This is a genomic window from Blastochloris sulfoviridis, from assembly GCF_008630065.1.
In the GTDB taxonomy this organism is placed as follows: Bacteria; Pseudomonadota; Alphaproteobacteria; order Rhizobiales; family Xanthobacteraceae; genus Blastochloris; species Blastochloris sulfoviridis.
In genome coordinates this window covers 1-525 of sequence record NZ_VWPL01000084.1, presented here as the reverse complement: position 1 = coordinate 525, position 525 = coordinate 1, and the positions used below count along the sequence as shown (strand labels likewise).

Below are 525 nucleotides of genomic sequence, written 5' to 3'. Positions count from 1 at the left end.
GGCGGCGCAGAAGATCGGCGACATCGTCGGGCTGATCTCGACCATCGCCGGCCAGACCAACCTGCTCGCGCTCAACGCCACCATCGAGGCGGCGCGGGCGGGCGAGGCGGGGCGCGGCTTCGCGGTGGTGGCGAGCGAGGTGAAAAGCCTCGCCGACCAGACGGCGAAGGCGACCGCCGAGATCTCAGGCCAGATCGAGGAGATCCAGGCCTCGACCGCGGATTCGGCGCACGCCATCGGCCAGATCACCGAGATCATCCGGCGGATGAACGAGATCGCCACCACCATCGCCTCGGCGGTGGAAGAGCAGGGGGCGGCGACCAACGAGATCGCCCGCAACGTGCAGCAGGCCTCGGCCGGCACGGCGGAGGTGTCGAGCAACATCACCGGGGTGACGCGGGCGGCGTCCGACTCGTCGGCGGCGTCGTCGCAGGTGCTGGCCTCGGCCGGCGACCTCGCCACCCAGTCGGGCGTGCTGCAGGCCGAAGTCGCCAAGTTCCTCGCCACGGTGCGCGCGGCCTGAGC

1 protein-coding gene is annotated in these 525 nt (G+C 71.6%); it reads left to right on the top strand.

Annotation, left to right across the window (positions count from 1 at the left end):
* Window positions 1-523: methyl-accepting chemotaxis protein (locus F1193_RS16935; RefSeq protein WP_246164515.1), on the top strand; the 523-nt coding region annotated here is incomplete at its 5' end.
* Between the last annotated feature and the right edge of the window lie 2 nt (window positions 524-525).